The sequence below is a fragment of the [Phormidium] sp. LEGE 05292 genome, assembly GCF_015207735.1.
Classification (GTDB): domain Bacteria; phylum Cyanobacteriota; class Cyanobacteriia; order Cyanobacteriales; family Aerosakkonemataceae; genus Floridanema.
Genome location: NZ_JADEWG010000350.1, coordinates 1 through 1,033 on the forward strand (window position 1 = coordinate 1; position 1,033 = coordinate 1,033).

A 1,033-nucleotide genomic window follows, 5' to 3' on the forward strand; every position below is an offset into this window, starting at 1 on the left:
TGTCTCCCCAGTCCCCAGTCCCCAGTCCCCGATCACCGAAGAATGTGACATTCATGGAAGTAGCGATCGATCGCATTTTCCAAGGGCGGCAGTAACACTCCTCTTTCACTCCCCAGAACGCTGTAAGATGGGCGGGGTGCTAGTAAACTGAGAGCTTGCATCGAACAAGCCTCAATTCTGGTGACATCCAAACCCCTTTGTTTTGCGGCGAATTTCGCCAAATCTGCCCAAGAACTTTGACCTGAGTTGGCTAAATGCCATAAACCGCACTCACCATCAATTAACAAATCCAAGCTGGCATTCACTAAGTCCGGGACATAAGTCGGAGAAACCACACTATCCGCAGATGCTAAGAACGGTTGTCCTGATGCCAGGGTACGAAGGGCAATGGTGAGAAAATTGTATTCATCCCAAGGGCCAAAAAATGCACTGGTACGCACCACTAACGAGGTGGGATGAACCTGAAGAACTCGCGCTTCTGCCTCTGCTTTGCTACGTCCATAGACATTTAACGGGGAGACAACATCACTTTCTACATAAGGAACAGCACGAGTTCCGTCAAAGACGAGATCGGATGAGTAAGTCAACAACGCTACTCCCCTCATGGCGCAAGCATCTGCTAAAATTGCGGGGCCGATCGCATTGATTCGCAAACAAGCATCCGGTTCCCGTTCTGCATCATCTACCCGCACGTACCCAGCAGCATTGATCACTGCCCAAGGTTTTAAGTCTGTTAAGGTGCGATCGACCAAAATCCGATCGGTAATATCCATCTTTTGCCGACACAGCAAATGATAAGGAATTCCCCGCATCTCACAAATTCGCGCAAAAGCTTGCCCTAACGTCCCTCTAGCGCCCACGATCACTAGGGAACGGGGATTGGGGACTGGGGATGACAGGCAAGATGCCTGTCCTACGGGACTGGGAGAATTTTGGTTTGTAGGGGCGGGTTTAGCAGACAATTCTGTGAACACAGCAGAAGAAGTAACAGCAAAACCCGCCCTTACAGAATTTTCTTGCCCCTCTGCCCCTC

General features: G+C 50.3%; 1 protein-coding gene. It reads right to left on the reverse strand.

The window, feature by feature from the left end:
• Positions 1-32: 32 nt before the first annotated feature.
• Positions 33-1,033 (reverse strand): SDR family oxidoreductase (locus tag IQ264_RS32530; protein ID WP_193986933.1); only part of this gene is annotated, 1,001 nt, incomplete at its 5' end.